General features: G+C 39.4%; 25 protein-coding genes and 1 tRNA gene. 14 read left to right on the plus strand and 12 right to left on the minus strand.

From position 1 onward, the window contains the following. Positions 1-188: 188 nt before the first annotated feature. The 3 genes from psbA to A0J48_RS16230 all read right to left on the minus strand — a co-directional run bounded on the left by psbA (position 189) and on the right by A0J48_RS16230 (position 1,671). Entirely contained in the window at positions 189-1,271 is a 1,083-nt protein-coding gene (gene psbA, locus A0J48_RS16225) for a photosystem II q(b) protein (protein ID WP_200324781.1), read from the minus strand. A 105-nt stretch (positions 1,272-1,376) separates the two neighbouring features. Then, positions 1,377-1,502 (minus strand): hypothetical protein, encoded by a 126-nt coding sequence (locus A0J48_RS27470; RefSeq protein ID WP_267910315.1) that lies wholly within the window; start codon positions 1,500-1,502, stop codon positions 1,377-1,379. Beyond that, positions 1,483-1,671: a DUF3122 domain-containing protein gene (locus tag A0J48_RS16230; RefSeq protein WP_200324783.1), complete on the minus strand. Its 189-nt coding sequence runs from the start codon at positions 1,669-1,671 to the stop codon at positions 1,483-1,485. The genes A0J48_RS27470 and A0J48_RS16230 overlap by 20 nt, the downstream gene beginning before the upstream one ends. Before the next feature lie 287 nt (positions 1,672-1,958). On the opposite strand from A0J48_RS16230, the gene A0J48_RS16235 reads away from it, so the two are divergent. From A0J48_RS16235 to A0J48_RS16250, 4 genes are all read left to right on the plus strand, one after another. Beyond that, positions 1,959-2,651 carry an MBL fold metallo-hydrolase gene (locus A0J48_RS16235; protein WP_200324785.1) on the plus strand — a complete coding sequence of 231 codons (693 nt, stop codon included), beginning with the start codon at positions 1,959-1,961 and terminating at the stop codon, positions 2,649-2,651. Positions 2,652-2,721: 70 nt separating this feature from the next. Further along, positions 2,722-3,267: a rhodanese-like domain-containing protein gene (locus tag A0J48_RS16240; protein ID WP_200324787.1), complete on the plus strand. Its 546-nt coding sequence runs from the start codon at positions 2,722-2,724 to the stop codon at positions 3,265-3,267. Then, positions 3,264-4,118 (plus strand): sulfite exporter TauE/SafE family protein, encoded by an 855-nt coding sequence (locus tag A0J48_RS16245; RefSeq protein WP_200324789.1) that lies wholly within the window; start codon positions 3,264-3,266, stop codon positions 4,116-4,118. Before A0J48_RS16240 ends, A0J48_RS16245 begins: the two co-directional genes overlap by 4 nt. A 266-nt stretch (positions 4,119-4,384) precedes the next feature. Next, positions 4,385-4,822, plus strand: coding sequence for a hypothetical protein (locus A0J48_RS16250; RefSeq protein WP_200324791.1), 438 nt, complete (start codon positions 4,385-4,387; stop codon positions 4,820-4,822). A 125-nt stretch (positions 4,823-4,947) separates the two neighbouring features. Here the strand turns inward: A0J48_RS16250 and A0J48_RS16255 are convergent, their stop codons facing one another. From A0J48_RS16255 to A0J48_RS16265, 3 genes are read right to left on the minus strand one after another with little or no spacing between them, the layout of a single operon-like run. Beyond that, complete coding sequence (locus A0J48_RS16255) at positions 4,948-5,457, minus strand: hypothetical protein (RefSeq protein WP_200324793.1); 510 nt, start codon at positions 5,455-5,457, stop codon at positions 4,948-4,950. Positions 5,458-5,483: 26 nt separating this feature from the next. Then, on the minus strand, positions 5,484-5,930 hold the full coding sequence (locus tag A0J48_RS16260) for a Tse2 family ADP-ribosyltransferase toxin (protein WP_200324795.1): 447 nt from the start codon (positions 5,928-5,930) through the stop codon (positions 5,484-5,486). A gap of 27 nt (positions 5,931-5,957) precedes the next feature. After that, positions 5,958-6,110 (minus strand): ribbon-helix-helix domain-containing protein, encoded by a 153-nt coding sequence (locus tag A0J48_RS16265; protein WP_200324797.1) that lies wholly within the window; start codon positions 6,108-6,110, stop codon positions 5,958-5,960. Between the two features lie 360 nt (positions 6,111-6,470). On the opposite strand from A0J48_RS16265, the gene A0J48_RS16270 reads away from it, so the two are divergent. From A0J48_RS16270 to A0J48_RS16280, 3 genes are all read left to right on the plus strand, one after another. Beyond that, positions 6,471-9,209: a sigma 54-interacting transcriptional regulator gene (locus A0J48_RS16270; RefSeq protein ID WP_200324799.1), complete on the plus strand. Its 2,739-nt coding sequence runs from the start codon at positions 6,471-6,473 to the stop codon at positions 9,207-9,209. Positions 9,210-9,310: 101 nt separating this feature from the next. Further along, positions 9,311-9,559 (plus strand): hypothetical protein, encoded by a 249-nt coding sequence (locus A0J48_RS16275; RefSeq protein ID WP_200324801.1) that lies wholly within the window; start codon positions 9,311-9,313, stop codon positions 9,557-9,559. Then, positions 9,556-10,002, plus strand: a complete 447-nt coding sequence (locus tag A0J48_RS16280) for a type II toxin-antitoxin system VapC family toxin (protein ID WP_200324803.1) — start codon at positions 9,556-9,558, stop codon at positions 10,000-10,002. Before A0J48_RS16275 ends, A0J48_RS16280 begins: the two co-directional genes overlap by 4 nt. A gap of 61 nt (positions 10,003-10,063) precedes the next feature. Here A0J48_RS16280 and modD read toward each other — a convergent pair whose 3' ends face one another. From modD to A0J48_RS16295, 3 genes are all read right to left on the minus strand, one after another. Beyond that, positions 10,064-10,915: a ModD protein gene (gene modD / locus A0J48_RS16285; protein WP_200324805.1), complete on the minus strand. Its 852-nt coding sequence runs from the start codon at positions 10,913-10,915 to the stop codon at positions 10,064-10,066. 415 nt (positions 10,916-11,330) lie between these two features. After that, a complete protein-coding gene (locus A0J48_RS16290; protein WP_234300961.1) occupies positions 11,331-12,257 on the minus strand; it encodes a phosphodiester glycosidase family protein in 927 nt (308 codons plus the stop codon). Between the two features lie 333 nt (positions 12,258-12,590). Then, positions 12,591-13,832, minus strand: a complete 1,242-nt coding sequence (locus A0J48_RS16295; protein ID WP_200324807.1) for a DUF4912 domain-containing protein — start codon at positions 13,830-13,832, stop codon at positions 12,591-12,593. Positions 13,833-14,463: 631 nt separating this feature from the next. Between A0J48_RS16295 and A0J48_RS16300 the strand changes: the two genes are divergently transcribed. Continuing rightward, positions 14,464-15,951 (plus strand): ABC transporter permease subunit, encoded by a 1,488-nt coding sequence (locus A0J48_RS16300; RefSeq protein ID WP_200324809.1) that lies wholly within the window; start codon positions 14,464-14,466, stop codon positions 15,949-15,951. Positions 15,952-16,544: 593 nt separating this feature from the next. Here the strand turns inward: A0J48_RS16300 and A0J48_RS16305 are convergent. Next, positions 16,545-17,108: a thermonuclease family protein gene (locus tag A0J48_RS16305; RefSeq protein WP_200324811.1), complete on the minus strand. Its 564-nt coding sequence runs from the start codon at positions 17,106-17,108 to the stop codon at positions 16,545-16,547. Positions 17,109-17,350: 242 nt separating this feature from the next. On the opposite strand from A0J48_RS16305, the gene A0J48_RS16310 reads away from it, so the two are divergent. Next, positions 17,351-17,605 (plus strand): hypothetical protein, encoded by a 255-nt coding sequence (locus A0J48_RS16310; protein WP_200324813.1) that lies wholly within the window; start codon positions 17,351-17,353, stop codon positions 17,603-17,605. Between the two features lie 85 nt (positions 17,606-17,690). Here the strand turns inward: A0J48_RS16310 and A0J48_RS16315 are convergent, their stop codons facing one another. Then, positions 17,691-18,482, minus strand: a complete 792-nt coding sequence (locus tag A0J48_RS16315) for a TrmH family RNA methyltransferase (protein WP_200324815.1) — start codon at positions 18,480-18,482, stop codon at positions 17,691-17,693. Positions 18,483-18,543: 61 nt separating this feature from the next. Then, a tRNA-Leu gene (locus A0J48_RS16320) sits at positions 18,544-18,625 on the minus strand. Between the two features lie 327 nt (positions 18,626-18,952). Here A0J48_RS16320 and murA point away from each other — a divergent pair. From murA to A0J48_RS16345, 5 genes are all read left to right on the plus strand, one after another. Then, positions 18,953-20,299 (plus strand): UDP-N-acetylglucosamine 1-carboxyvinyltransferase, encoded by a 1,347-nt coding sequence (murA, locus tag A0J48_RS16325; RefSeq protein ID WP_234300962.1) that lies wholly within the window; start codon positions 18,953-18,955, stop codon positions 20,297-20,299. Between the two features lie 205 nt (positions 20,300-20,504). Continuing rightward, positions 20,505-21,614, plus strand: coding sequence for an AAA family ATPase (locus A0J48_RS16330; protein WP_200324817.1), 1,110 nt, complete (start codon positions 20,505-20,507; stop codon positions 21,612-21,614). Next, positions 21,611-22,096 (plus strand): hypothetical protein, encoded by a 486-nt coding sequence (locus A0J48_RS16335; protein ID WP_200324819.1) that lies wholly within the window; start codon positions 21,611-21,613, stop codon positions 22,094-22,096. The genes A0J48_RS16330 and A0J48_RS16335 overlap by 4 nt, the downstream gene beginning before the upstream one ends. Before the next feature lie 108 nt (positions 22,097-22,204). Beyond that, positions 22,205-23,080 carry a M48 family metallopeptidase gene (locus A0J48_RS16340; RefSeq protein WP_200324821.1) on the plus strand — a complete coding sequence of 292 codons (876 nt, stop codon included), beginning with the start codon at positions 22,205-22,207 and terminating at the stop codon, positions 23,078-23,080. A 55-nt stretch (positions 23,081-23,135) separates the two neighbouring features. After that, positions 23,136-24,215, plus strand: a complete 1,080-nt coding sequence (locus tag A0J48_RS16345; RefSeq protein ID WP_200324823.1) for an alpha-hydroxy acid oxidase — start codon at positions 23,136-23,138, stop codon at positions 24,213-24,215. Positions 24,216-24,218: the final 3 nt, after the last annotated feature.

Below are 24,218 nucleotides of genomic sequence, written 5' to 3' on the forward strand. Positions count from 1 at the left end.
CCCCCCTACCCCCCTACCCTACCGGGGAATGGGGTTTTCAATGCCTCTCCCCTACAAGGGGAGAGGTTTGGAGAGGGGTTAGGACATGAGATAATATTTGATTGACAAAAAAGCAACCCAAAGCATTTTTAACTTGGGTTGCCTACACTGTTTTTGAGGGCATGAGAACGAACTGAATTGAAAGTCAATTAACCGTGAATAGCAGGAGCAACTAAAGCTACAGGTTGAATATCCCCAGCGGCTAAATCTAAGGGGAAGTTGTGAACGTTGCGTTCGTGCATTGTTTCAATTCCCAAGTTAGCGCGGTTTAAAACATCAGCCCAAGTATTAACTACAGCACCTTGAGCATCAAGAATAGAATGGTGAAAGTTAAAACCATTGAGGTTAAAGGCAAAAGAGGATACACCCAAGGCTGCACACCAGATACCAATTACTGGCCAAGCACCTAATAAGAAGTGTAAAGCACGACTATTGTTAAAAGATGCGTATTGGAAAATCAATCTGCCGAAATAACCGTGAGCCGCAACAATATTATAGGTTTCTTCTTCTTGTCCGAATTTGTAACCTTGGTTTTGGGATTCAGTTTCAGTGGTTTCTCGCACTAAAGAGGAGGTAACTAAAGAACCGTGCATAGCAGAGAATAAAGCACCACCAAAGATACCAATTACTCCTAACATATGGAATGGGTGCATGAGAACGTTGTGTTCTGCTTGCAGTACAAACATGAAGTTAAAAGTACCGCTAATCCCTAAAGGCAAACCGTCAGAGAAAGAACCTTGACCTATGGAGTAGACTAATATTACCGCCGTGGCAGCAGAAACAGGTGCGCTGTAGGCGATCGCAATCCAAGGACGCATCCCTAAGCGGTAAGATAATTCCCACTGACGACCCATGTAGCAGAAAATACCAATCAGGAAGTGGAAAATAATTAATTGGTAAGGACCACCATTATATAACCACTCATCTAAAGTAGCGGCTTCCCAAATAGGATAAAAGTGCAAACCAATAGCATTGGAAGTAGGAACAACCGCAGCAGTAATAATGTTATTCCCGTAGAGTAAAGAACCGCTCACAGGTTCTCGAATACCATCTATATCTACAGGTGGTGCGGCAATAAAAGCAATGACGAAACAAATGGTTGCTGTTAAAAGTGTAGGAATCATCAGTACACCAAACCAACCTATGTACATCCGGTTGTTAGTGCTGGTAATCCAATTACAAAATTTATCCCAAAGATTGTTACTTTGGCTTTGTTGCAAAGAAATAGTCATAATTTTTAATTCCGAGGTTAATCGTTGTTCAAGGCAAGTTAACCTTATGTCTTTTTATTTAACTATATGGTTATATAGTTTGTCAAGTAGATTTTCATATCATTTTTAAATTATTTTTCTAGCCAGGGTGATAAACGGTGTGTAATCTAGGCTGGGCTTGACTTTCACTTGCATGACTGTAGAAAAGAAGAGAATTAATTTTAGCGATCGCTCATGGGTTTTTGAGCGCATCCATTGCCTGAAAGGCTTGCCCTGCCAAGAACTGCCAGGTTTTTCCGTGCTGCTCTTTTAAAGATTGTCGGGACTGGTAAACTACCTGTCCTGGTGCTTCTTCTAGTTGTTGAATTGTTGCCCCAGCATTAGTAGCTGTAAATATTCCTAATAGCAGAAATATCCACAATATCAACACTCCCAGTAGTAATATAGGAATCTGGTTTGATATCTGAAATTATCTATGTAGGCAGGCAAGAGGCAAAAGGCAAAAGGCAAAAGGGTTTCAGAGAATTTAGGTATACGGAGTTTTTTTCAAAAATCAAATATGAGTCCTATATTTGGGGAAATTTTTGTGATTTCCTGGGCAGATTATTTTTTCGGACATTTGTTTTGTCTCTCCACTAGACATTTTATTACTATATAGTTATATTATAGATAAAAGATGAAAATAAAATCTATCGGGAGTCAGGCATTATGTTATTTCGCCAACTGTTCGACCCAGAAACAAGTACATATACTTATTTAATTGCTGACAGGGTGACGAAAGAAGCGATTTTAGTTGATCCGGTTTTGGAACAGGTGGAACGCGATCGCACTTTACTTCAAGAACTGGGACTAACGCTGAAATACTGTTTAGAAACCCATATCCACGCTGACCATATCACTGGAACGGGTAAACTCCGGGAAACCACAGGTTGTTTAGGGGTTGTCCCAGAAAACGCCCATGCTGCTTGTGCAGACAGGTTTATTAAGGATGGGGAAGTATTGGAATTAGGCAGTGTGAGAGTAGAGACCATTCAAACTCACGGTCATACTGACAGCCATAATGCTTATCTGGTCAATGGTACGCATCTATTCACAGGAGATGCGTTGTTGATTCGTGGTTGTGGTAGAACCGATTTCCAAAGCGGGAATGCAGGTGCAATGTACGATGATATTACGCAAAAGCTGTTTACTTTACCTGATGAAACTTTAGTTTATCCTGGTCACGACTATAAAGGTTTGACTGTTTCTACTATTGGGGAAGAAAAGCAGTTTAATTCCCGGTTGGTAGGACGCACCCGTGATGAGTTTATTACTTTAATGGCGAATCTTAATTTGCCTAATCCGAAAAAGATTATGGAAGCTGTACCGGCTAATCAGCGTTGTGGTGATGTTGCTGCTTAAGATTTTGGCTCACGCAGAGACACAGAGAAAGAGAGAAAGAGAGAAACAAGAGAATTGAGGAGAGGATTTTATGACTACTTCCGGGTTGAAGACTTTGCAAACTATTGATGCTCAAACTCTTAAGCAGTTACTTGAGGAAGAAACTGTGACGCTGATTGATGTGCGAGAACCTGGTGAGTATGCAGGGGAACATATTCCTGGTGCAAGATTGGTTTCTCTTTCTCAGTTTGATCCGCGTAAAGTTCCTCAAGATGAAAGTACAACTGTGGTTCTTTACTGTCGTTCTGGGAATCGCTCGAAAATGGCTGCTCAAAAGTTATTTGATGCGGGTTTTAATAGTGTCACTCATTTAGATTCGGGGTTGGGTGCATGGAAAGCAGCAGGTTATCTAACAAAAATTAACCACAATGCACCAATTAGTTTAATGCGTCAGGTGCAAATTGTCGCTGGTTCTTTGGTGTTTACAGGGACGGTACTGGGTGCTTTTGTTTCTCCCTGGTTTTTGATTCTCAGTGGTTTTGTGGGTGCAGGTTTAATGTTTGCAGGTATTACCGATACTTGTATGTTGGCAAGGCTGTTGGCAAAGCTACCTTATAATCAACGGAGCGGTGTATGACGTGGGTGATTGGTCATTTACTGGCTGCCTGTATTGGGTTAAGCTTGGGTTTAATTGGTGGTGGTGGTTCAGTGTTAGCGTTGCCGATTTTGGTTTATGTGATGGGTGTACCGCCAAAATCTGCGATCGCTATGACTCTGGTAATTGTCGGTACTGTGAGTATACTGGGCTTGATACCCCACTGGCGAGCTAAAAATGTCCGCTTCAAGACTGCTTTGATCTTCGGTTCGACAACGATGATCGGGGCATTTCTAGGGGCTAAAATTGCTACCCTGCCAATTGTTACCGACTCTGTGCAAATGATGCTGTTTGCCGTGACAATGTTTTTGGCGGCAGTATTTATGATTCGTCGTAGTTCTCAGTCTGTGATGACAGAGGAAGATTTGGCACTTTATCCCCAACCAGTTTGTAAGTATTGTTGGTTGTGGTTAATGACAGAAGGTTTGGGTGTGGGGGTGTTAACGGGGTTAGTTGGTGTGGGTGGTGGGTTTGCGATCGTTCCGGCTTTGGTATTGTTAGGAAAAGTACCGATGAAAAAGGCGATCGGCACATCTTTACTTATCATTATCTTTAATTCCGTTACAGGCTTTTTGGGTTATCTGGGAAACGTTTCCCTGGATTGGAATTTGATGTTTTCTTTTATTATTGCTGCTAGTTTGGGAACAGTTCCCGGTGCGTATTTTGCTCAATATGTGCCAGCGCAAAAACTGCAAAAAACCTTTGGTTATTTTCTGTTAGCAGTTGCGGCTGTGGTGTTGGTGCAGAATCACAATACTCATCAATCTTCTAAGGTGTCATATCATAATTCGGCGAAGATGGTAGCACGGAGTTTTAGGGCTAAGGTGTATTGAGGTTTTCTAGCCGATTTTGGAATTTCCCCAGTTTTCAGAGAGACATTGAACCCAAGAAATAGGTACAGAAATTACATCCCACATTCCGCACTTCGGTTTGTAATATACAAAGACTACAAAAATTGGGGTTAATGGTCGTTGAATAGCGAACTGCTTGCAGCAGCGCTTCGCTATCGCCAAAGGTCTGTAGTTTATACGTTTAAATACTGAAGTATGTCAACATTTTTTGTAAAAATAATTGAAGTATAAACGTATGACATTTTGAAGTGCGGAAAGCCGGTTCTAACACCGCAGCCTATTTATATCCTGAACTAAAGGAAGATATAGATTTAACAAGACTGACTCATATTTTTCGTTGGTTAAATCCAGAAATGGATGAAAATACTGTTTATCAGCAGCAACGTAAAAATTTATTCAAAATTGCCTATAAACCAGATGAGTGGAAAGATTCTTTACCTAAAGCTGTTTGGAAACATATTCAATTCAAAGGTTATCCAGGGACATTTTTAGAATTACCTAAAGTAATGGAAAAAATGGAAATTTTTGTAGAAACCCATCAACGGATTAAAGGTTATCGCATAGAAATAGAATCAATGATGAAATTAGGTGTGAGTTTTGTTGAATGGCAAAAATTAACATATTCAGAAGTAAGTAAAAAACCTGTAGAAGAATCTCAAGTAATTTATCTTCTTCCTGCTAATTAGTTAAGCATAGATATCTAAATATGAGATGATCCAAAACAACCCCCCTATTACCAGCTTTGACAAGGGTGTTAGGAACATCTTGTTTTAGTTCTACCCATTTAAATAGGGTAGCTATTTTCATGGTTTTAAGTCTGGAGAGCCATTGATGTATGATAAACTTCTCCTTTATAGGGTTGCCAAATATAACCAGAACTAAATTCTTGGAAACCTGATAATGTTTCTAATCCCTGTATTAGTTCTGTAGATAAAACTAATCCGGGAATAGATAAATTAGGTAAGTCTTCTATAAGTTCACTATAGGTTCTAAATTCATCAACTTCTACACCAACTAAAGCATAGCGAAATTTAATATGGGGGAACTTACTAAAAGAACTTAGATCACTGTAGAGCGAAAAACCTAATTCTGTCATTAGATTAGCATTGTCAGGATTATCTATCCCCACGCAACTAATATTATCTGAGCAAACCCGACACCACCAGTTATTTTCTATATCTTGAAAAGTGTCTACGCTAAGTTGACATTTAGTATTTATTATATACCTTATCCCTGTCCACTGCGTTTCAAAATGAAGAGCTAAAACCTCAGCACTCGTTTTATCACCACATTCTGCTGATAAACCAAATATCCAAGCCATATTTATAGACTCCTATAGTTATAATTTTAATCAACTCTTTGCCAATATTTTTGGGTATTTGCTAAGGCTAATTCGTATTTTTCTAATAACATTGTAACTCTTGGTAAAATACTAACGTGAGTTGGACTATCCTGAATAGCTTGTAAATCTCCATTAATATTAATGTCATCAATTTCCCATAAAGGATCTTTGCCAATTCCACCAAATTTAGCTGGTTTGCGAGTTGCTGGTAAACTTTCAATTGATAGAGAAACAGACATTCCTTTTGTATCTTTAATAGCAACAGCAACCAATTCTCCGCGAAATTCACGTTCTGACTCTGGTAATAAATAGCCTTGCTGATCCAGATAACCTAAAGGCATTTCTTCAACATTTATATCAATACCTATTCTAACTCCTAATAGTCTGGCAGAGCGACCGATTTTGGGCTGACCATTTTCATCCATCATACCTCTATAGTAGAGTTTTACCATTGTTTAATATTACAAAGATTGCATTTATTATCTTTTCTGCTGTTGTTGTTGACGGTTAGCTAGTGCTTCCCCTAGTAAAATGGCGGCCATTTGGCTTTTGGTTCTTTGTTCTTTTTTGGCAATTTCTTCTAATGCTTGCCATGTTTCATCAGGAATTATGGCGTTAAGTTTTTTACTCATTGATTGATAAGAGATATATAGGTTATGAATTCACCATATCATCATATCTGATGACATGATGTGATGTTAGAGTTATAGAAATAAAAATTTACAACTAATACTGACGGTGTGAAGATGTACATTATTACCCCGTCATCTTTGAATTAAAACTTTTCATCTGGCTGTAGGCTACCGCAAAAGCATAAAATTTTTCTAAATTGTTGCGTAAATCCTACCACTACCACAGATTTTTGTTAAAATCGAAATACTCAATTAAATCAATATATTCCAGGCTTTTCCCCGACAAAATTGGGCTGTTTTCAATAATAAAAAAACATAAAAATTAAAAAAAATTATTACTTCAATATTTGAGGTATCAAAGTGTATCTAAATAAATCCATTCATCCCTCAATTCAGCAAAACCTGAATGCTGAGATGGATTCTCAAACAACTATTCAAACTGAACCTGTAACGGCAATGCCAATGCAACCATTACCGTTGAATGAGAATATGACGACTGATAGTAAAGTTGTTGAAAATTTTCACAATTGGCTGAGTATTCATCAGGTTTGGGGGCAATTACCAGTAGATGCACTGGAAGCAATCGCTCAATCCTTTCATTACTTTAGTGTAGAACCGCAAACGCTGATATATCAAGAAGGACAAACCCCCATTGGATTGTACTTGCTGAAATCAGGAACAGTAGAGATTTTTAAGCGATCGCTCATCGGTCAATTGCTGATTCGTTACCGTCATCCAGGTGATTTATTTGGTTATACGCTGATTGCTAATGAGGTAGAAGGAACATATCAAACCAATGCGATTGCCCTAACTAAAAGCGAAATTTGGTTTTTGCCAAAAGCCGCTTTTCAACACCTAATTGTTGCACACCCTTCGATTCAACAGGTGATTCATTCCCAACTCGCTCAAGATTTAAATGAATATGCTACTCGTATTGCTTGGTCACAGGTACGGATTCAATCCTTACAATCCTATATACAGCCAGTAGCCAGCCAAACTGGTATTATTGGTAGTAGTAAAGCAGCACAGAAACTGATAGAACAGGTCAATCAGGCAGCCGCAAATTTGCAGCCTGTAATCTTGCAAGGGCAGCCAGGAACAGGTAAAACATTTGTAGCAGGTTTGATTCATACTCGTTCAGAACTAGCATCTCAACCCTTTGCGGAACTAGATTGTGGTGAACTACTCCGTGCAGAAGATGGTCGGCTAAATACAGATGTCTTATTTGGTAGGATAGGACAGCAACCGGGCATTTTAGAACTGTTGGAACGGGGAACTCTACTACTAGATAATGTACAGGTGTTGAGTCCAGGCGATCGCTCCCGTTTAGTTCACTACCTGAAAACTGGATTAATTCTGCCAAATCGCGGTATTGTGGGCAAAATCAATCCTAAAACTGAACCTGCTGAACCGATACAATCTACTGTGCGCTTGATTCTGGCATCACCCAACAAACTGGAATTACCAGAAATTAACACCATTACCATCAAACTTTTTACCCTACCCCAACGCAAAGCCGATATTCCCGATTTTGCCGGGTACTTCTTAACCCAGTTTTGTCGAGAACAGAATCGTCCCTTATTAAAAGTAGATCAATCCGACCTCCGGCGCTTAATCAGCTACGACTACCCCGGAAACATCGCCGAACTAGCAGAGATTTTACACCGAGCGGTGATGATGACACCATCAGGGCATTCTGTCATCCCAGAACAGGTCTTGTGGTCTGTACAATCAACCAAAAACGCCTTTCGTCTTGATTTATTAACTCATGTACCCTGGTTGCGGCAAATTTTGCTCAGTCGTTGGTATCCAGAAGGTATCTGGGTGTTAATGATGGCAGTTTTTGTTCCTGTGACAGTGCTGGGTTTTATTGGTGATCAACAACGAGATAGCAGTGTCACCCTGAATATGTTTTGGGCGTGGTGGTGGCCTGGTTATTTGTTCCTCTTTGCCTTTTTTGGTCGGCTGTGGTGTGCTGTCTGTCCCTTTATGATTACTGGTGAGTGGATACGAAAAATTTCTCTGTGGCTATTTCCCCGTCAGCAACTCACCTGGAATACCCAATGGTTGAACCGTTGGGGAGGTTGGGTTGTGTTTGCTGGCTTTGTGGCTATTTACCTGTGGGAAAAACTCTGGGACTTACCCAACCATGCCTATTTGTCAGCCTGGCTGCTGTTAACAATCACAGCCGGCGCGGTTATTTTCAGTTTAATTTATGAACGGCGGTTATGGTGTCGGTATCTTTGCCCCATTGGTGGGATGAATGGGATGTTTGCCAAACTGTCAATGATTGAATTGCGTTCCACTCAACAAGTGTGTGGTAGTCAGTGCAACACCTTTGGCTGTTATAAAGGGACGGCAGTAACTGCGATCGCCTTTTCTGAAGCCTTACCTACAGAAGGACAAGCAACAGGAGGATGTCCGCTTTATTCCCATCCGGCACAATTACAAGATAACCGAGATTGTATGTTGTGTATGACCTGTTTGAAAGGTTGTCCTAATCGTTCTGCACAGTTAAATTTGCGGTTTCCGGCTTCAGATTTGTTGGATAATCACAAAGGATTTTGGGCAGAAGTGGCTTTATTATTGCTGTTGTTGGGTGGTGTATTTATGCACCATGCTGATCGAATTTTGGGATGGTTGGGATTTGGTTTTTTGCCTTTAGATGCTGACCATTTGCTAATTAGCATTCCCATTGTTTGTGTTCTGCTGAGTATTCCTGCGGTGTTAACTTATGGGACTCATGCGATCGCACGTTTCCTAGATTCAGAACAACCAAATTATCTCACAGTTATCTATGCCTATCTGCCTTTAACATTAGCAGCCAATCTCACCCATTATATTCCGGCGGCTATTACGGAAGCTGGGCAAATTCTCCCGGTTTTAGCACATACATTCGGTTACAGTGGTGCAGGTTTACCTACACTTTCCTGGAATTTGGATGTAGCGCAATTTTTGCAAGGTGTCACCCTCATTTCAGCAATGGTATTTAGTCCCTATCCACTGTTAAGGATTTCCAAGCGATCGCTCTTTCACAACCTACCACATTTATTATTAATGTTAGGTTTTACAGTCTTCTTTTTTAAGTTAATGATTTAAAAAATCCTGTAAATCCTTAAATCCTGGACATCCTGATTCTGACGCTTTTATGGCTATAATTGATATAGCGGATCATAACCTAGTAAATATCATAGATAGTTATGAATGTACAACTTGTTGATTCACTTGTAGAAATTGTTGCCAAATTAACTCCCGAAGATCAAAAACTGTTTTTATCTAAACTCTCTCAGAAAAAAATCATTCCATCACCAGCAGATAAACAAAATTTAACATCAACAGAAAAAGTGGCGCAATTTCAGGAATGGTTATCTCAATTTCCTAAAAGCGATATTACTTTACCAGATGAAGCACTGCGTCGGGAAAATATTTATGATGATCGAGGAATATGACAAGCTATTTACTTGATACAAATGTTATTCTCAGGTTTACAGATTCCCAATCTTCGGAATATAACCTTATAAGTAATGCTATTTCTGAAATTTTATTAGAAGGTGGTAAATGTTTTATCACTTCTCAAGTGATCGTTGAATTTTGGGTTGTTGCTACTCGTCCTGCAAATGTCAATGGCTTAGGATGGACAGTAGAACAAACAAAACAAGCTGTACAAATGCTCATCAATCAATTTGATTTACTCGAAGAAACACCGGATGTATTTTCTACTTGGTTGAACTTAGTAACAACATATAATATTTCCGGTAAACGCACTCATGATATACGCCTATTAGCCGTGATGCTTACTCATCATATCAGCCATATTTTAACTTTAAACCCAAAAGATTTTATCGCTGTTCCAGAAATTACTATCATTCATCCTCAAAATATTAATAGCTAAGAATATTGTGAAGGCATTTATCCTGTAAATCCTTAAATCCTGGACATCCTGATTCTGACAATTATTCTTTCCGTGTCATCTTTGCACCAATATCAGCAGGTTTCCCAAAATAGGGGTAACTTGTCACCAAAATATCTACACCTGTGCTGGCATAATTCCTCACATTTTCCCCATTAATCCCACCTGCTGCTGCTAGTTTTAAACTTGGATATTTCTGTTTTAAATCTGTAACAAGATTACCAAGTTCTAAAGTAGGAATTTTATCAAATTGAATTAAATCAACACCAGCTTCAGCAACCATCCAAGCATCGGCTTCTGTTTCCACTTCAATAGCAATTTTTTGTTCTGGAAACCGTTTTCTGAGTTGGTTAATTCGCTCAATTATTTGCGCAATACTATCTATAAATAGTAGATGTTGTTTAAAAATCAAAACTGTTTCTGAGAGTCCCAAACGATGGGGAATAGCACCACCAGCTAAAATTGCTTTCATGGAAATAGTTCTCGTACCAGGAAAACATTTGCGAGTGGTGACAACTGCCACATCAGGATTTACATTTTTAGCAGCATCAACTAATTCTTTGGTACGGGAAGCAATACCAGAAGCGTATTCCATTAAATTTAACGCCACTCTCCAACCAATATGTAAAGCTTCAGCTGAACCACTGGCTTTAAGAATTAATTTTTGTTCGGGTAAACAAGTACCACTTTCTACTAAATATTCAACTTTTGCACCACATTTTTCAAATACCCTTGCTGCTTCTTCAGTCGCACAAATAGTTGTGGAGTGACGGGTAGAAAATGCGATTTCTCCTAACTCCTTACCTATATTTAATCCATAGGTAGTTAAATCTAGAAATGGGACATCTTCTGCAATTAATTGTGCGATCGCTTCATCTGAAAAGAAAATTCTCATTTCTGCTGGGGAGAATAAAGTTTTATTGTCAGTATTCAGCTATCAGTAATTAGCTTTCAACTATAGATATAGTTGGTCACATACTATAACAATATAGTATTATAGCAAATTATTTTTGATGTTTACAACTTCACTAGTACATAACGGCAGAAATCAACCGAGAGCATCCCAATGAAAGCAACAATAAACGCAGCAATACTAAAAACCCTCTTAAACCCTCTTCACTTTGTGTCCTTTGCGTTCTTTGCGGTTGATTCATATCAAGCCTGGGAACAATTGCCAGATTTCAAAAAAATCAACTTATAGCATTTCCTGTCTAATGAAGCACAAAATTATCTGCGTTTATCTGTGTCCATCTGCGTTTGATTATGACTGCTTGTACCTCTACTAAGACTAAGATACACTATCAAGGTTTTCAGCCTTTTTTCTTATAAATCAAAAACACCGAACCAATTGGACCAAAATTTTCTACATAAACCTTATTATTGTAATACAAACCTGGAGACATACCGCCATCAAATAACATCCCTTCTTGAATCCTGCCTAAACAATTATTTCTGGCAATACCTTCTAACACATCATCAAACTGACTCGGTAACAATTCTTTATTAATTGCAGAAGTTTGAATACTAGAATTAGCTTTCACATCATTCACTAAAAAAATCACATAACCCTTACTCGTAACTGCTACCATCGAACGATTAGTTGCACCTTTACAAGCAAATTCTCCTAAAGCTTTACAGATATCTTTAAAATTACCCTGACGGTAAAATCTGCCATTACCACCCACCAAATTATAATTCAGAAAACTTGCGCCTCTTCTGCCAGTATCAATAGTAGCTATACGTTCCCTTGGGTTTCCTCCAGATATACCAAAAGAAGAACGTTTATTTTTAAATGCACCAGAATACTCGACTCCACGAGAAATATTTAAACCTTGGGGTTTATTCACCGTATCTATATAATCAGCATTAATCGCTGCAATTGGAGATTTACCATTTAACTTGGAATTTTCATCAGCTATCAATTGACTAAAATATTTAGGAATGTATTCTCTTCTAAAATTACCTCTAGCATCTTTAGCATATATTTTATGAGCTAAACCTACATTCACCGTAAAATCTAAAGCTGGAGATTTAGGATTAAAAAGAATTACATGATTGATACCTTTAGTGTATCTTTCACCTTTATTATTAGTCTTAAAGAATTCAATACTAAACTGTGAATTATTGCCAGGACAATTAGCAGATGGTTTGGGTGCTGAATTCGCTACCATATCCTGACAACTTAATAATAAAAAACCGCTACTAATTAAAATAGATAAGAAAGATAATTTTTTCATAGATATGGTAATTGGTAATGGGTAGGATGTACAGGATGGTTTATTTTGTCAGAATCAGGATAACCAGGATTATAGGATGTACAGGATGTAATTTTTAAACTTCTGATTTTCCTTTGCGCCTTTGCGTCTACCCTTCGGGATCTCCTGACGGAGATTGGGTGAGATTTTTTCTTATCTTTAACTTCTGATACCAACAAAAAATTAAACAATTACAATCCTGTAAATCCTTCAATCCTGGACATCCTGATTCTGACAAATACAAAACCCGCTACAGGATTACTATAGCGGGGAATATTAAAAAATGCAGTTATGGCGTAATGTAAACTTCAAGACTTAGGAGAGCCATTCCAGAACAGCTTCATCCTTGGTGTTGGTATTGCGAGAAGGTGTTTCACGTTCAAACTTCATGTGAATAGAACGGCTTTGTTCACCATCAGCAGCAACAGCCAAAATTGGGTAGTCAATTAAACCATCTTGGAAGGACATTTGGAAGCGGAATGTACCGTCGGGATTGAGTTTAATGGGACGACCACCAATAGTTACAGTTGCATCTGGTTCAGTTGCACCGTAGACAATTAATTCAGCATCTGCAATTAACCAGAATTTGCGAGGACGCACGGGTACAGCAGAAGCAGAGAAGCCAACACCAGACATTCCTACACCGGACATATTGATACCGGATGCGGTGGGAACTGCCCACATACCCACACCAGATGGGAAGATGTAGGAACTGATAGCTTGTTCTGGACGTACTGAACCAGCTACGTGCTGCATAGAACCGAACAGAGAACCAGCAACTCGTTGTGCTTCGGCAGATTCTGCTAAACCAAAGATTTGGTCGTAAATGGGGTTGCCACCTGCACCAACCGCAGCAACTTTCTTCGCAGGAGGAACTAATTCATACTTGGTCTGACCGCGCAAGTCTTCTTCAAAGTCTACGGTGATGAAGACATCTTCTATCCAGTCAGAAGGATAGACAGGAGGAATGTGGACTCTAGCAGAACGAGCTAATACTAACCAGCCACCATCTACGGTACGATAACCTATATCAATAACATAATCCCGATCGCTCACTGGAATTGGTAAATACCATTCTCTTGCCAGTTCATCCGCTGGATATTCTTGGATGCTGTGAGGACTTTGATGTTCCAGGTTGATATCAGTAACATCATAAATCCGCAGTGCTAGTTGCTGACCACCTTGACGACGCAGTTCTTCTTTGTGATCATTGGGAATATCCCAGTATGTGTAAGCCCATTGTGGATCACGTGGTAATAAAACAATGCGGCTTTCACCATAACCACCTGGTAAATCGGCCAATGCTTCATCAACATCAGCGAAAGAACCACCAGTACGATCTTCCTGACCTAATTCAAACTTTGCTGCTTCCACGGTTTCCTGTGCCTCCAGTGAACGAGATGGACTAAGCGATACTTTACTGCGCTGAACTTCTTGAATTGATGCCAACAGTTGAGATTTACGCATTCGGCTATAGCGAGAAATGCCATATTCGCTTGCAACTTTACGAAGCTGCCTTAATGTCATCTCCTCTAGCGGTGGGCGTTCTTTTGCCATTGATTTGGCCTCCAGTAGTTTTAAATTATTTCTCCGGGTTATAAAATGTTTTTGATCCCAGATTAATTTCTTATTACTGACTCCTGGTTTTGCCCAGTTTATAAGTGTTTTAGTTTGTTTTTAAATGAAAATTCACAACCTTGAGATTCCTCATCCTGCTATGATTAGCATTTCTTTGGGATCGACGGTGTGTTTTTGTTAAAGAAATATTAACAGGTATTCATGCCTAGTGAGCAAGGGGTCTGAAGACGGTATTTTGAATGTTTGACGTATTTATCAGCTATTTCGGGATCATTATGTTATGGTTTCATGACATTTGAGTTAAAAGAACTGGGTATATGTCAAAATTTCCTGACATTTACTTTTTCAAGTGCTGCTATTAACCTTACCCCAACCATTCTTAAACGCGAAGAGGGACATTTGAACCTGGACTTAGCAAGATAAAATCATTCAAGGCTTTCCTGAAGAAAGTTCAATAATGAACAATTGACAATTACCTCTCCCTGGAGGGAAGAGGATTGAAAAAGGGGGATTTTTGGCTTTTTTCCCCTAGAAAGGCGAGGTTTAAAACCTTGAATGAAACAATTATCAATTGTCAATTATCAATTATCAATTGATAAAGGAAACTTCAATGATCAAGTTTAGTTTTCGGCGTTGGTTATGTAGCTGTTTGGTGGTTGGGTTAAGCTGTTGCTTATTAGCTGGTTGTAGTGTAAATGTTAGTGGTGGAAAAACTTTAACAGTGGCCACAGAACCAACTTTTCCTCCTTTTGAGTTTCAGGGAAAAGGTGGAGAGTTAGAGGGTTTTTCGATTGATTTAATGAGGGCGGTTGCTGCTGCTGCTAATTTTCAAGTAGAGTTTCAAAGCTTACCTTTTGATGGCATGATTCCCGCACTGCAAGCTAAAACTATAGATGCAGCAATTAGTTCGATGACAATTACGGAAGAAAGAGCGAAAACTGTGGCTTTTTCCCGTCCTTATTTTAAAGCAGGATTAGCGATCGCCATTCGCGCTGATAACCAAGATATTACTGGGTTTGACAGTCTCCAAAATAAAAAAATTGCTGTGCAAATTGGTACAACTGGTGCAGCAAAGGCTAAAAGTGTAACTGGGGCGCAAGTTAGCAGTTTTGATTCTGCACCTCTAGCATTGCAAGAATTACAAAATGGCAATGTGGATGCAGTGATTAATGATGCACCCGTAACTTTATACGCTGTAAATACAGGTAATCTACAAGGCATAAAAGTTATACAACAACTGCTAACAGAGGAATTTTATGGAATTGCTACTGCTAAAAAATCGCCTTATTTATCTTTGATTAATCAAGGTTTAGCAACAGTATTTAAAGATGGAAATTATCAACTAATTTATCAAAAATGGTTTAAATCCACACCGCCAATATTGCCAGATAAACTACCATTTGCAAATTCAAAGGCAGATAAATTAAATTCTCTCAGCTTACTTTTGCAAGCTTTACCAACTTTATTAATTGGCGTATTAGTAACATTGCAATTAGCATTAATATCAGTCATATTTGGGTTGATTGGTGGTTCTTTAATTGGTATTTTGCATCTTTCTACAATTAAACCTGTAAGGTTATTAACCAGGGCTTATGTAGACTTTTTCAGAGGCACGCCCTTACTAGTGCAGATATTTATGATTTATTTTGGTTTACCAGCAATTTTTCAAGAAATGGGTTTTACCTTTTCATTAAATCGCCTTGTAGCTGGAGTAATTGCCTTGAGTTTAAATAGCGCGGCTTACATTGCCGAAATTGTCCGGGCTGGAATTCAATCAATAGCAATTGGACAATCAGAAGCAGCGCGTTCACTAGGTTTAAATTCATTCCAAACAATGCGTTATGTGATTTTTCCCCAAGCCTTCCAGCGGATGATTCCACCATTGGGTAATGAATTTATTAGTTTATTGAAAGATACGAGTTTAGTAGCAGTAATCGGTTTTGAAGAATTGTTCCGTAAAGGACAGCTAATAGTAGCAGAAAATTATCGCGCTTTTGAAATTTACGCTATGGTAGCTGTGATTTATTTATGTTTGACATTGGTTTCTTCTCAAGCCATTTCTAGGTTAGAAAAATGGATGAAGTTGAGAGGGGTGTGAATTAGGATTTTGAGGATTTCTTGTCTGAATCAGGTGGTTATCGAGCGAAGTCGAGATGATGTCCAGGATTTCAGGATTTTCAGGATGTTGTTTGATGATTGTTGTGGGAGGAGTTTTTCAATTGGTGTTTAATGATTTTCTTGTCTGAATCAGGTGGTTATCGAGCGAAGTCGAGATAATGTCCAGGATTTGAGGATTGACAGGATTTTTTTACTGATTTTTGCGGGAGTATTGTTTAACAGGTGGATATTTTATAAATGTTTTATATGATTTATATCAGATAATTGTTAAAATTACGAATTACGAATTACGAATTACGAATTACGAATTACGAATTACGAATTACGAATTACGAATTAATTTACTAAGTATCTCATCCTGTACATCCTTAAATCCTGGACATTATCTCGACTTCGCTCGATAACCACCTGATTCTGACAAATAATCAAATCCTGTACATCCTTAAATCCTGGACATTATCTCGACTTCGCTCGATAACCACCTGATTCTGACAAATAATCAAATCCTGTACATCCTGAAATCTTGGATATCCTAATTCAGACAAATTGTGAAGATTTAAACTTTTCAGTATTTCACTTACTCATCTTTCGATATTCCCAAGGATCAACAAATTTCCTGTCACTCCAAACGCCAATCTTTCGCTGTTGCGCTTTTGCTTCAGCTTGTTGCAGTAAATCTTTACTCGGACACTTGCTTAAATAAGAACGATAGACTTTAGTTAGTCCTTCCTGTAATAAAACTTGTTGGATAAAAGTTCCATCTTTTAATCGCACTTCTGCAACTTTTCTACCATAGCGATCGCTATCTACCACAGTTAACTTGACGCGATCGCCTGATTTTCTCACTAGTTCCTCTACTCTTGTTTGTGCTTTCACACCCCAATTAAATTGATTCACATCTCGAACCCGTGTACTATTTTTCTCTTTTTTAGAGTGAGGTACTTCCGGTGCATCCACACAAGCAAACCGGACTGTAAATTTCTGATTATCCGCACCCCTTAATACCAAGGTATCACCATCACTGACTCGTTCCACAATATCACCAGTGGCTGGAAATAAGCGGTCACATCCCATCAAACTCAGAACAATGATAGCTGTACCCAGCCAAATTAATACTTGTTTAGTTAATTTATTCATTTTCATTCACCAAACATTCAGTTAGTAGTTATCACTTATCAATCTACTAATCAATTAGTTGAACATCATATTACAGCAATACCACTGACTTTGCAGTTAAGCCTGTTAATGTGTAAAATTGATACTGAATTCCTCTGAGCCAGCAGATAGATATCATAATAATTTTAGATGGCTCAATTTGACTGAATTCGCAGATACTATTCAGGATTAAGCCACTCAACCATCATCCTCAAATCAAGATTATGGAACATATTCAGCAACGTCAACGATGCGCTGCATCTCAAGAGTTTCAACAATCTCTCAACCAGTTGGAAGATATCCTACAGGTTAATTTTTCTGATCATCAGAGTATCACGGAACTGACTAACAGTAACACTACTAACGAAAAAATAAGTGAAAATACAGAAGCTATTGATATAGCAGCTTTAGAAGATGCTGTAGCTGATATTGAACAATATTTGGCACAGAAAGAAAAAAACCGCAAAACTGAAAATTAATGACTCATACAGTTGAGGAAGTAAACTGCGGAGAGTTCAAAAGCTTTACAGCAACAGGATTTTATTGCTAATTCCTGACTGCTGATTATTGACCGCTACTGTAAATCTTTTGTCGTTGGGCTTCATATAACATTAAAGCTGCGGTGATCGCCACGTTCAAGGATTCAACTCCCGGACTGAGGGGAATTTTGACTTGGGTATCAGCCATTGCTGCTAAATCATCTGACAAACCCGCACCTTCATTTCCCAGTAAAATTAAGCTAGGTTTACGCCAATCTACCTGCCAATAAGTTAAACTTGCAGTTGGTAAAGTAGCAACTACCTGCATTCCTGCTTTTTGACATTGCTGAACTGTTGCTGTCAAATCCTGACTCACTGCCTTATTTAAGCGAAACCACTGTCCAGCAGATGCACGTAAAACCTTGGGGTTATCTAAGTCCACACTATCATCACTCAACCATAAACCCGATGCACCAGCAGCAGCCGCAGTGCGAATTATAGTTCCCAAATTACCAGGATCTTGAAGAGTTTCCACAGCCAAAACTAAACCAGTATCAGGAACTTGAGTTTGCTGTTCACTTTGTTTTGCTGTTGCTACCACCCCATCTGGTTGTACAGTGGTTGCTATTGCTGCTAAAACTTCTTCACTGACAATTTCTGCGCGATCGCATTGAATATAAGCCTTCTCCCATAATTGGGGATGTGTTTCCTGCCATTGAGGAGTGCAACATACCACCTCTAACGGATAATTAACCGCACAAGCTTCTTCTAATAAATGTGTCCCTTCCAATAAAAATAACTGCTGTTTGTGCCTCTCCTTGGGAGAGTGCAACTTGCGAATTTGCTTAACTAGGGAATTTTGTAAACTGGTCAGCACAATTTTAGATTTTAGATTTTGGATTTTAGGTGTATCTAAAACCCAATTTTATGATTAGTAATGCGGAACCCGGGACTTGAACCCGGAAGCCTTGCGGCACTAGAACCTGAATCTAGCGCGTCTGCCAATTCCGCCAGTTCCGCTGGCATTTATATCTTATCAACAGTTTCCTATTATTGCTTAAATGTTGGAGATTGTCAACATAACAGGGAACAGGGAACAGGGAACAGGGAACAGGGAACAGGGAACAGGGAACAGGGAACAGGGAACAGGGAACAGGGAACAGGGAACAGGGAACAGGGAACAACTGACTACTGACCACACTGACCACTGACCACTGACTAATAACCAAACAAAATGTAGACAAACCAACTCTTTACTGTAGAATCAAACCAACTTCAAACCTTTATTATTATTTATTTGTTGGAGGTAGGCTTATTAATTCTTCTAGCAGCTTACCAGATGCCAAGTTGTCACCTGAAGCAGACTCCTCAGTCTTGCAAATTTGGGGTGGGCATCCTCTGCGGGGTCATGTAAGAATTAGCGGGGCAAAAAATTCAGCACTAGTCATCATGGCTGGAACTTTGCTTTGTTCAGGCGATTGTCGGATTCGTAACGTCCCATTATTAGCGGACGTAGAACGCATGGGGCAAGTTTTATCAGCTTTAGGTTTACGCTTAACCAGAGAAAATGACATTTTAGATGTCAATGCCAGGGAAATCAGCACATCCAAAGCGCCCTATGAACTTGTCACCCAACTGCGAGCCAGTTTTTTTGCGATCGGTCCAATTTTGGCAAGACTGGGAGTAGCACAAATGCCATTACCGGGGGGTTGTGCCATTGGTGCAAGACCTGTTGATTTGCACGTCAGGGGACTGCAAGCAATGGGGGCAGAAGTGCAAATTGAGCATGGTATTTGTAATGCCTATGTTCCTGGTAGCAATAATAGATTGCAGGGAGCGAAAATTTACTTAGATACTCCCAGCGTTGGTGCAACCGAAACCTTAATGATGGCAGCTACCCTAGCGGATGGGGAAACAATTCTTGAAAATGCAGCCAGAGAACCAGAAGTAGTGGATTTAGCTAACTTCTGTAACTCAATGGGAGCAAAAATTCAAGGTGCAGGTACAAGTACAATTACCATAGTTGGTGTAGAAAAATTACATTCTACCGACTACAGCATTATTCCTGATCGGATTGAAACAGGAACTTTTTTACTCGCTGGAGCAATTACTCGTTCAGAATTATTACTGTCTCCAGTAGCACCAGACCATTTAATTCCCGTCATTGCCAAGTTGCGGGATATTGGCGTACCTATCATTGAAGAAGCATCAGACTGTTTGCGGGTTTTACCAGCCGAGAAACTCAGAGCCACAGATATTGATACCTTACCCCATCCGGGTTTTCCCACAGATATGCAAGCGCCATTTATGGCATTGCTGACTTTAGCAGAAGGTGACAGTATCATTAATGAATCTGTGTTTGAAAATCGTCTGCGTCATGCTTCCGAGTTAAACCGCTTGGGTGCTGATATTCGCGTTAAAGGTAATACAGCCTTTGTGCGTGGCGTGTCCATGTTATCTGGCGCACCAGTCATAGGTACGGATTTACGGGCATCCGCAGCCTTGGTAATAGCTGGACTAGCCGCAGAAGGACAAACTACCATTCAAGGATTAAAACACTTAGACCGTGGCTATGACCGTCTGGATATGAAGTTACAGCAACTAGGTGCAAAAATTATCCGTGTAAATGAAGCATCAACAGATGCAGAATTATGTACGAATAACAATCATCCTTCGCCTCCAGTATCTATCTAAGGTTAGGGTGTTTTGTGTTTGGTGATTTAATGGCGGATTTTACTTTAGTAATTTTCGCCATTTATTTACTTTTTGATTGATTTTTTAAAATGCTAAATTTCTTCTCTCTCAACAACCACTACAGAAAGTTAATTAATATAGTTATACAATGGGTGTAATATCATTAACAATTTCTTTTTCTTACCCAGACCAACAATAGTTGTTTATGCTTCAAAGACTATATGTACACAACTTCAGATGCCTAGAAAATTTTGAGATGCCTACAAAGGGGATGCCATCTATTCTCTTGATTGGAAAAAACGGTTCAGGTAAATCAACTATCGCAACTGCATTAGAGGTACTTCAATCTGTTGGTAGAGGTATAAATAGAGTTGGGCAACTTGTTCATTCTAAAGATTTTACTCGTGGCAGGTCTGATGTTCCGATGCGCTTTGAAATAGAAGTTTTACTTAAAGATAAATTATATAAACATATCTTGGCTTTAGAGTTGCCAGACAAATTTAAAGAACTTCGAGTTTCTGAAGAAGCATTGCTAGTTTCGGGAGAACCAATCTACTCTAGAAAAGAAGCTCAAGTTACTCTTTATTCTAGTTCACAAAATCGAGAAGCTCAGTTTTTGGTTGATTGGCATTTGGTAGCTCTGCCAGTAATACAAGAGCAATCTGAAACTGATCCACTTCGTATTTTCAAAACTTGGCTGGCTCGTATGATTATTTTAGCTCCGATTCCCAGCTTAATGACAGGAGACTCCAACGGCGAAACTTTAGAACCAACACGAGATGCTTCAAACTTCGGAGAGTGGTTTTCTGGGTTACTTGGTCGCTACCCAGCCTCGTACACACAGTTTGACAAATATCTCCGAGAAATTATGCCCGACATTACAGATGTTCAGAACGAACTTATTGGCAAAGATTTTAAAACTTTGATTGTTCGGTTTGAAGAAAATAATGCGAATTTAAGTGTTAACTTTCAAGATTTATCTGATGGAGAAAAATGCTTTTTTCTTTGCGCTGTTGTTTTAGCTGCTAATAAATTCTATGGACCACTTTTTTGCTTTTGGGATGAGCCTGATAACTATCTTTCCATATCAGAAGTAGGACATTTTGTTACATCTCTACGACGAGCATTTAAGAATAGTGGACAAATTTTAGTCACTTCTCATAATCCTGAAGCAATCAGAAAATTTTCAAATGAAAACACTTTAGTTATTGATAGAAAAAGTCACTTAGAACCAACCTTAATTAGACTGCTTAGTGAGATACCTTTTACGGGTGATCTGATCAATGCCTTGATTGGTGGCGATATAGAATTATGAGCATAAATAAGTATGATCAGCACATTTTTGTATTGCCAGAAGATGATGCTAATCGCCAAATTGCCAATGGATTTATTCAGAATTTAAACCTAAATCAACGTGCTATTCAAGTTCGACCAATTGCCAACGGTTGGAAAAAAGCTGTGGAGCAATTAACGAACGATTATGCCGCAGCAATGCGACAGTTTCCAAAAAGAATGATGGTTTTACTTATTGATTTTGATGAACGTGAGGATAGATTCAGTTATGTACAAAGTCACATCCCAGAGGATCTAATTAATAGAGTATTCGTGCTTGGTGTACAATCTAATCCAGAAAGTCTTCAAAGAGATATCAAACAGAGTTTGGAGGCTATTGGCGAAGCTCTTGCTACAGATTGCGCTGAAAACAAAAATCAATTATGGGGACATCATCTTCTCATACACAATAAACCTGAGCTAGAACGGATGATTAAATTTGTTAAACCATTTCTGTTTAATTAGGCAGAAGTCAAACAATAAGCACATTATCTCAAGGTACTAGCAATGCCCACCCTGCGGAAATCGTTATACTAGCTGTGGGAAATATATTTTTTATTGATTGCCATAATTATGTCTTTACTTCAAACCCCACTAATTGGTTTAAAAGCTGACTCATTCCGCCATCCTCTAGACCTGGAAGCAACGAAAACTCTTAAGCAAATTCCCGGTATAGATATGATGGTCAGAAATTGGCTAGGGCCAATGGCTGAACAGGTTTTTTATGTAGAAAATATTGCTTCTAGTATTTTGGTCGGTGAAAAACAATTACCAGATTTACACAAGTTATTATTAGATGCTTGCAATATTTTAGATATTGAGCCACCCCAGTTATATGTCCGTCAACATCCTGCTCCCAATGCGTATACTTTTGCGATGCGAGGTAAGCAGCCCTTTGTCGTCCTGCACACTTCCTTAATTGATATTCTCACACCAGAGGAAATTCAAGCTGTAATTGCCCATGAGTTGGGACATCTTAAATGTGACCACAGCGTTTATTTAACACCTGTAAATTTATTAGTCTTAGCCGCAGCAATTTTACCTAATGTTGGTGCTGTTGTAGCTCAAGCATTACAGGCACAATTATTAGAATGGGTGCGTTGTGCAGAATTTACTTGCGATCGCGCTGCTTTGTTAGCTACCCAAAACCCTAGAGTTGTGATGTCAGTATTAATGAAGTTAGCGGGTGGCTCTCCTACCTTAGCACCCCAATTAAATTTAGATGCCTTTGTTGCCCAAGCCCGTGCTTATGATGACATCAGTAAAACTGAACTGGGTGTCATGGTGAAAGAAGCCCGCACTGCCCAATTAAGCCATCCCGTACCAGTATTACGCGCTAGGGAAATTGACCGTTGGGCAAGTAGTACAGAATACCATAAATTACTGCAAAATCACGGTTTTAAAGACAATTTGGAAACCGCACCCAAGGGTGGATGGCGCAATTGGTAAAATTAGGTGACAGGTGACAGAAAAGAAAGTAGGAGGAGTGGGGTAAGTGCAGGAGATGAACTCACCTATAAACTTATTTGAATATGAACAATTAGCAAAATCACATCTTTCACAGATGGCTTTTGATTATTACAGTAGTGGTGCGTGGGATGAAGTCACCTTAGAGGATAACCGTGCTGCTTTTACACGAGTTAAACTCCGTCCGAAAATGCTAGTTGATGTCAGTGAAATTAACCTCACAACCAAAGTTTTAGGTGCATCTTTGCAGTTACCTCTGCTCATTGCACCAATGGCTTTTCAATGTCTGGCTCATCCACAGGGGGAAATTGCTACAGCCTCTGCTGCTGGTGCTGCTGGTGTGGGTATGGTGCTTAGTACCTTATCTACCAAGAGTTTAGAAGAAGTGGCAACGCTTAACAATGGTTGGCAATGGTTTCAGCTTTATATCCACAAAGATCGGGGTTTAACTCGTGCTTTGGTAGAAAGAGCATACACAGCAGGTTACAAAGCACTGTGTTTAACTGTGGATGCGCCTGTGTTGGGAAAGCGGGAACGAGATCAACGCAATGAATTTACTCTACCCTCTGGATTGCATCCTGCGAATTTAACCAAGATATCCGGCTTAGACATTCCTCAAGAAAAAGGCGAATCTGGGTTATTGACCTATTTTGCCCAACAAATTAACCCAGCATTGACTTGGAAAGATTTAGAATGGTTGCAATCTCTGAGTCCCCTACCGTTGGTATTGAAAGGAATTTTACGGGGTGATGATGCAGTGCGAGCTGTAGAACATGGCGCTCAAGGGATTGTGGTTTCTAATCACGGTGGTAGACAATTAGATGGTGCGATCGCTTCTTTAGATGCCTTACCGGAAATAGTAGCAGCTGTAGACGGTAGAGCAGAAGTCCTCGTTGATGGTGGTATCCGTCGCGGTACAGATATCCTCAAAGCCTTGGCATTAGGAGCAAAAGCCGTGTTAATTGGTCGCCCTGTGTTGTGGGGGTTAGCGGTATCTGGACAAGCCGGAGTATCTCGCGTCATTTCCCTACTCAAAGAAGAGTTAACCACCGCAATGGCACTCAGCGGCTGTGCTAATTTGCAAGATATTGATTCAACTTTGGTCATTCATAATTAATAA

Origin of the sequence: Sphaerospermopsis aphanizomenoides BCCUSP55, assembly GCF_001586785.1 — a bacterium.
Taxonomy (GTDB): domain Bacteria; phylum Cyanobacteriota; class Cyanobacteriia; order Cyanobacteriales; family Nostocaceae; genus Sphaerospermopsis_A; species Sphaerospermopsis_A aphanizomenoides_A.

Excerpts from the sequence above, each read along its gene's own strand:
- psbA (WP_200324781.1), bottom strand. The coding sequence starts at position 1,271 with ATGACTATTTCTTTGCAACAAAGCCAAAGTAACAATCTTTGGGATAAA.
- A0J48_RS27470 (WP_267910315.1), bottom strand. The coding sequence starts at position 1,502 with ATGCGCTCAAAAACCCATGAGCGATCGCTAAAATTAATTCTCTTCTTT.
- A0J48_RS16235 (WP_200324785.1), top strand. The coding sequence starts at position 1,959 with ATGTTATTTCGCCAACTGTTCGACCCAGAAACAAGTACATATACTTAT.
- A0J48_RS16240 (WP_200324787.1), top strand. The coding sequence starts at position 2,722 with ATGACTACTTCCGGGTTGAAGACTTTGCAAACTATTGATGCTCAAACT.
- A0J48_RS16245 (WP_200324789.1), top strand. The coding sequence starts at position 3,264 with ATGACGTGGGTGATTGGTCATTTACTGGCTGCCTGTATTGGGTTAAGC.
- A0J48_RS16255 (WP_200324793.1), bottom strand. The coding sequence starts at position 5,457 with ATGGCTTGGATATTTGGTTTATCAGCAGAATGTGGTGATAAAACGAGT.
- A0J48_RS16260 (WP_200324795.1), bottom strand. The coding sequence starts at position 5,930 with ATGGTAAAACTCTACTATAGAGGTATGATGGATGAAAATGGTCAGCCC.
- A0J48_RS16265 (WP_200324797.1), bottom strand. The coding sequence starts at position 6,110 with ATGAGTAAAAAACTTAACGCCATAATTCCTGATGAAACATGGCAAGCA.
- A0J48_RS16275 (WP_200324801.1), top strand. The coding sequence starts at position 9,311 with ATGAATGTACAACTTGTTGATTCACTTGTAGAAATTGTTGCCAAATTA.
- A0J48_RS16280 (WP_200324803.1), top strand. The coding sequence starts at position 9,556 with ATGACAAGCTATTTACTTGATACAAATGTTATTCTCAGGTTTACAGAT.
- modD (WP_200324805.1), bottom strand. The coding sequence starts at position 10,915 with ATGAGAATTTTCTTTTCAGATGAAGCGATCGCACAATTAATTGCAGAA.
- A0J48_RS16290 (WP_234300961.1), bottom strand. The coding sequence starts at position 12,257 with ATGAAAAAATTATCTTTCTTATCTATTTTAATTAGTAGCGGTTTTTTA.
- A0J48_RS16295 (WP_200324807.1), bottom strand. The coding sequence starts at position 13,832 with ATGGCAAAAGAACGCCCACCGCTAGAGGAGATGACATTAAGGCAGCTT.
- A0J48_RS16300 (WP_200324809.1), top strand. The coding sequence starts at position 14,464 with ATGATCAAGTTTAGTTTTCGGCGTTGGTTATGTAGCTGTTTGGTGGTT.
- A0J48_RS16305 (WP_200324811.1), bottom strand. The coding sequence starts at position 17,108 with ATGAATAAATTAACTAAACAAGTATTAATTTGGCTGGGTACAGCTATC.
- A0J48_RS16310 (WP_200324813.1), top strand. The coding sequence starts at position 17,351 with ATGGAACATATTCAGCAACGTCAACGATGCGCTGCATCTCAAGAGTTT.
- A0J48_RS16330 (WP_200324817.1), top strand. The coding sequence starts at position 20,505 with ATGCTTCAAAGACTATATGTACACAACTTCAGATGCCTAGAAAATTTT.
- A0J48_RS16335 (WP_200324819.1), top strand. The coding sequence starts at position 21,611 with ATGAGCATAAATAAGTATGATCAGCACATTTTTGTATTGCCAGAAGAT.
- A0J48_RS16340 (WP_200324821.1), top strand. The coding sequence starts at position 22,205 with ATGTCTTTACTTCAAACCCCACTAATTGGTTTAAAAGCTGACTCATTC.
- A0J48_RS16345 (WP_200324823.1), top strand. The coding sequence starts at position 23,136 with ATGAACTCACCTATAAACTTATTTGAATATGAACAATTAGCAAAATCA.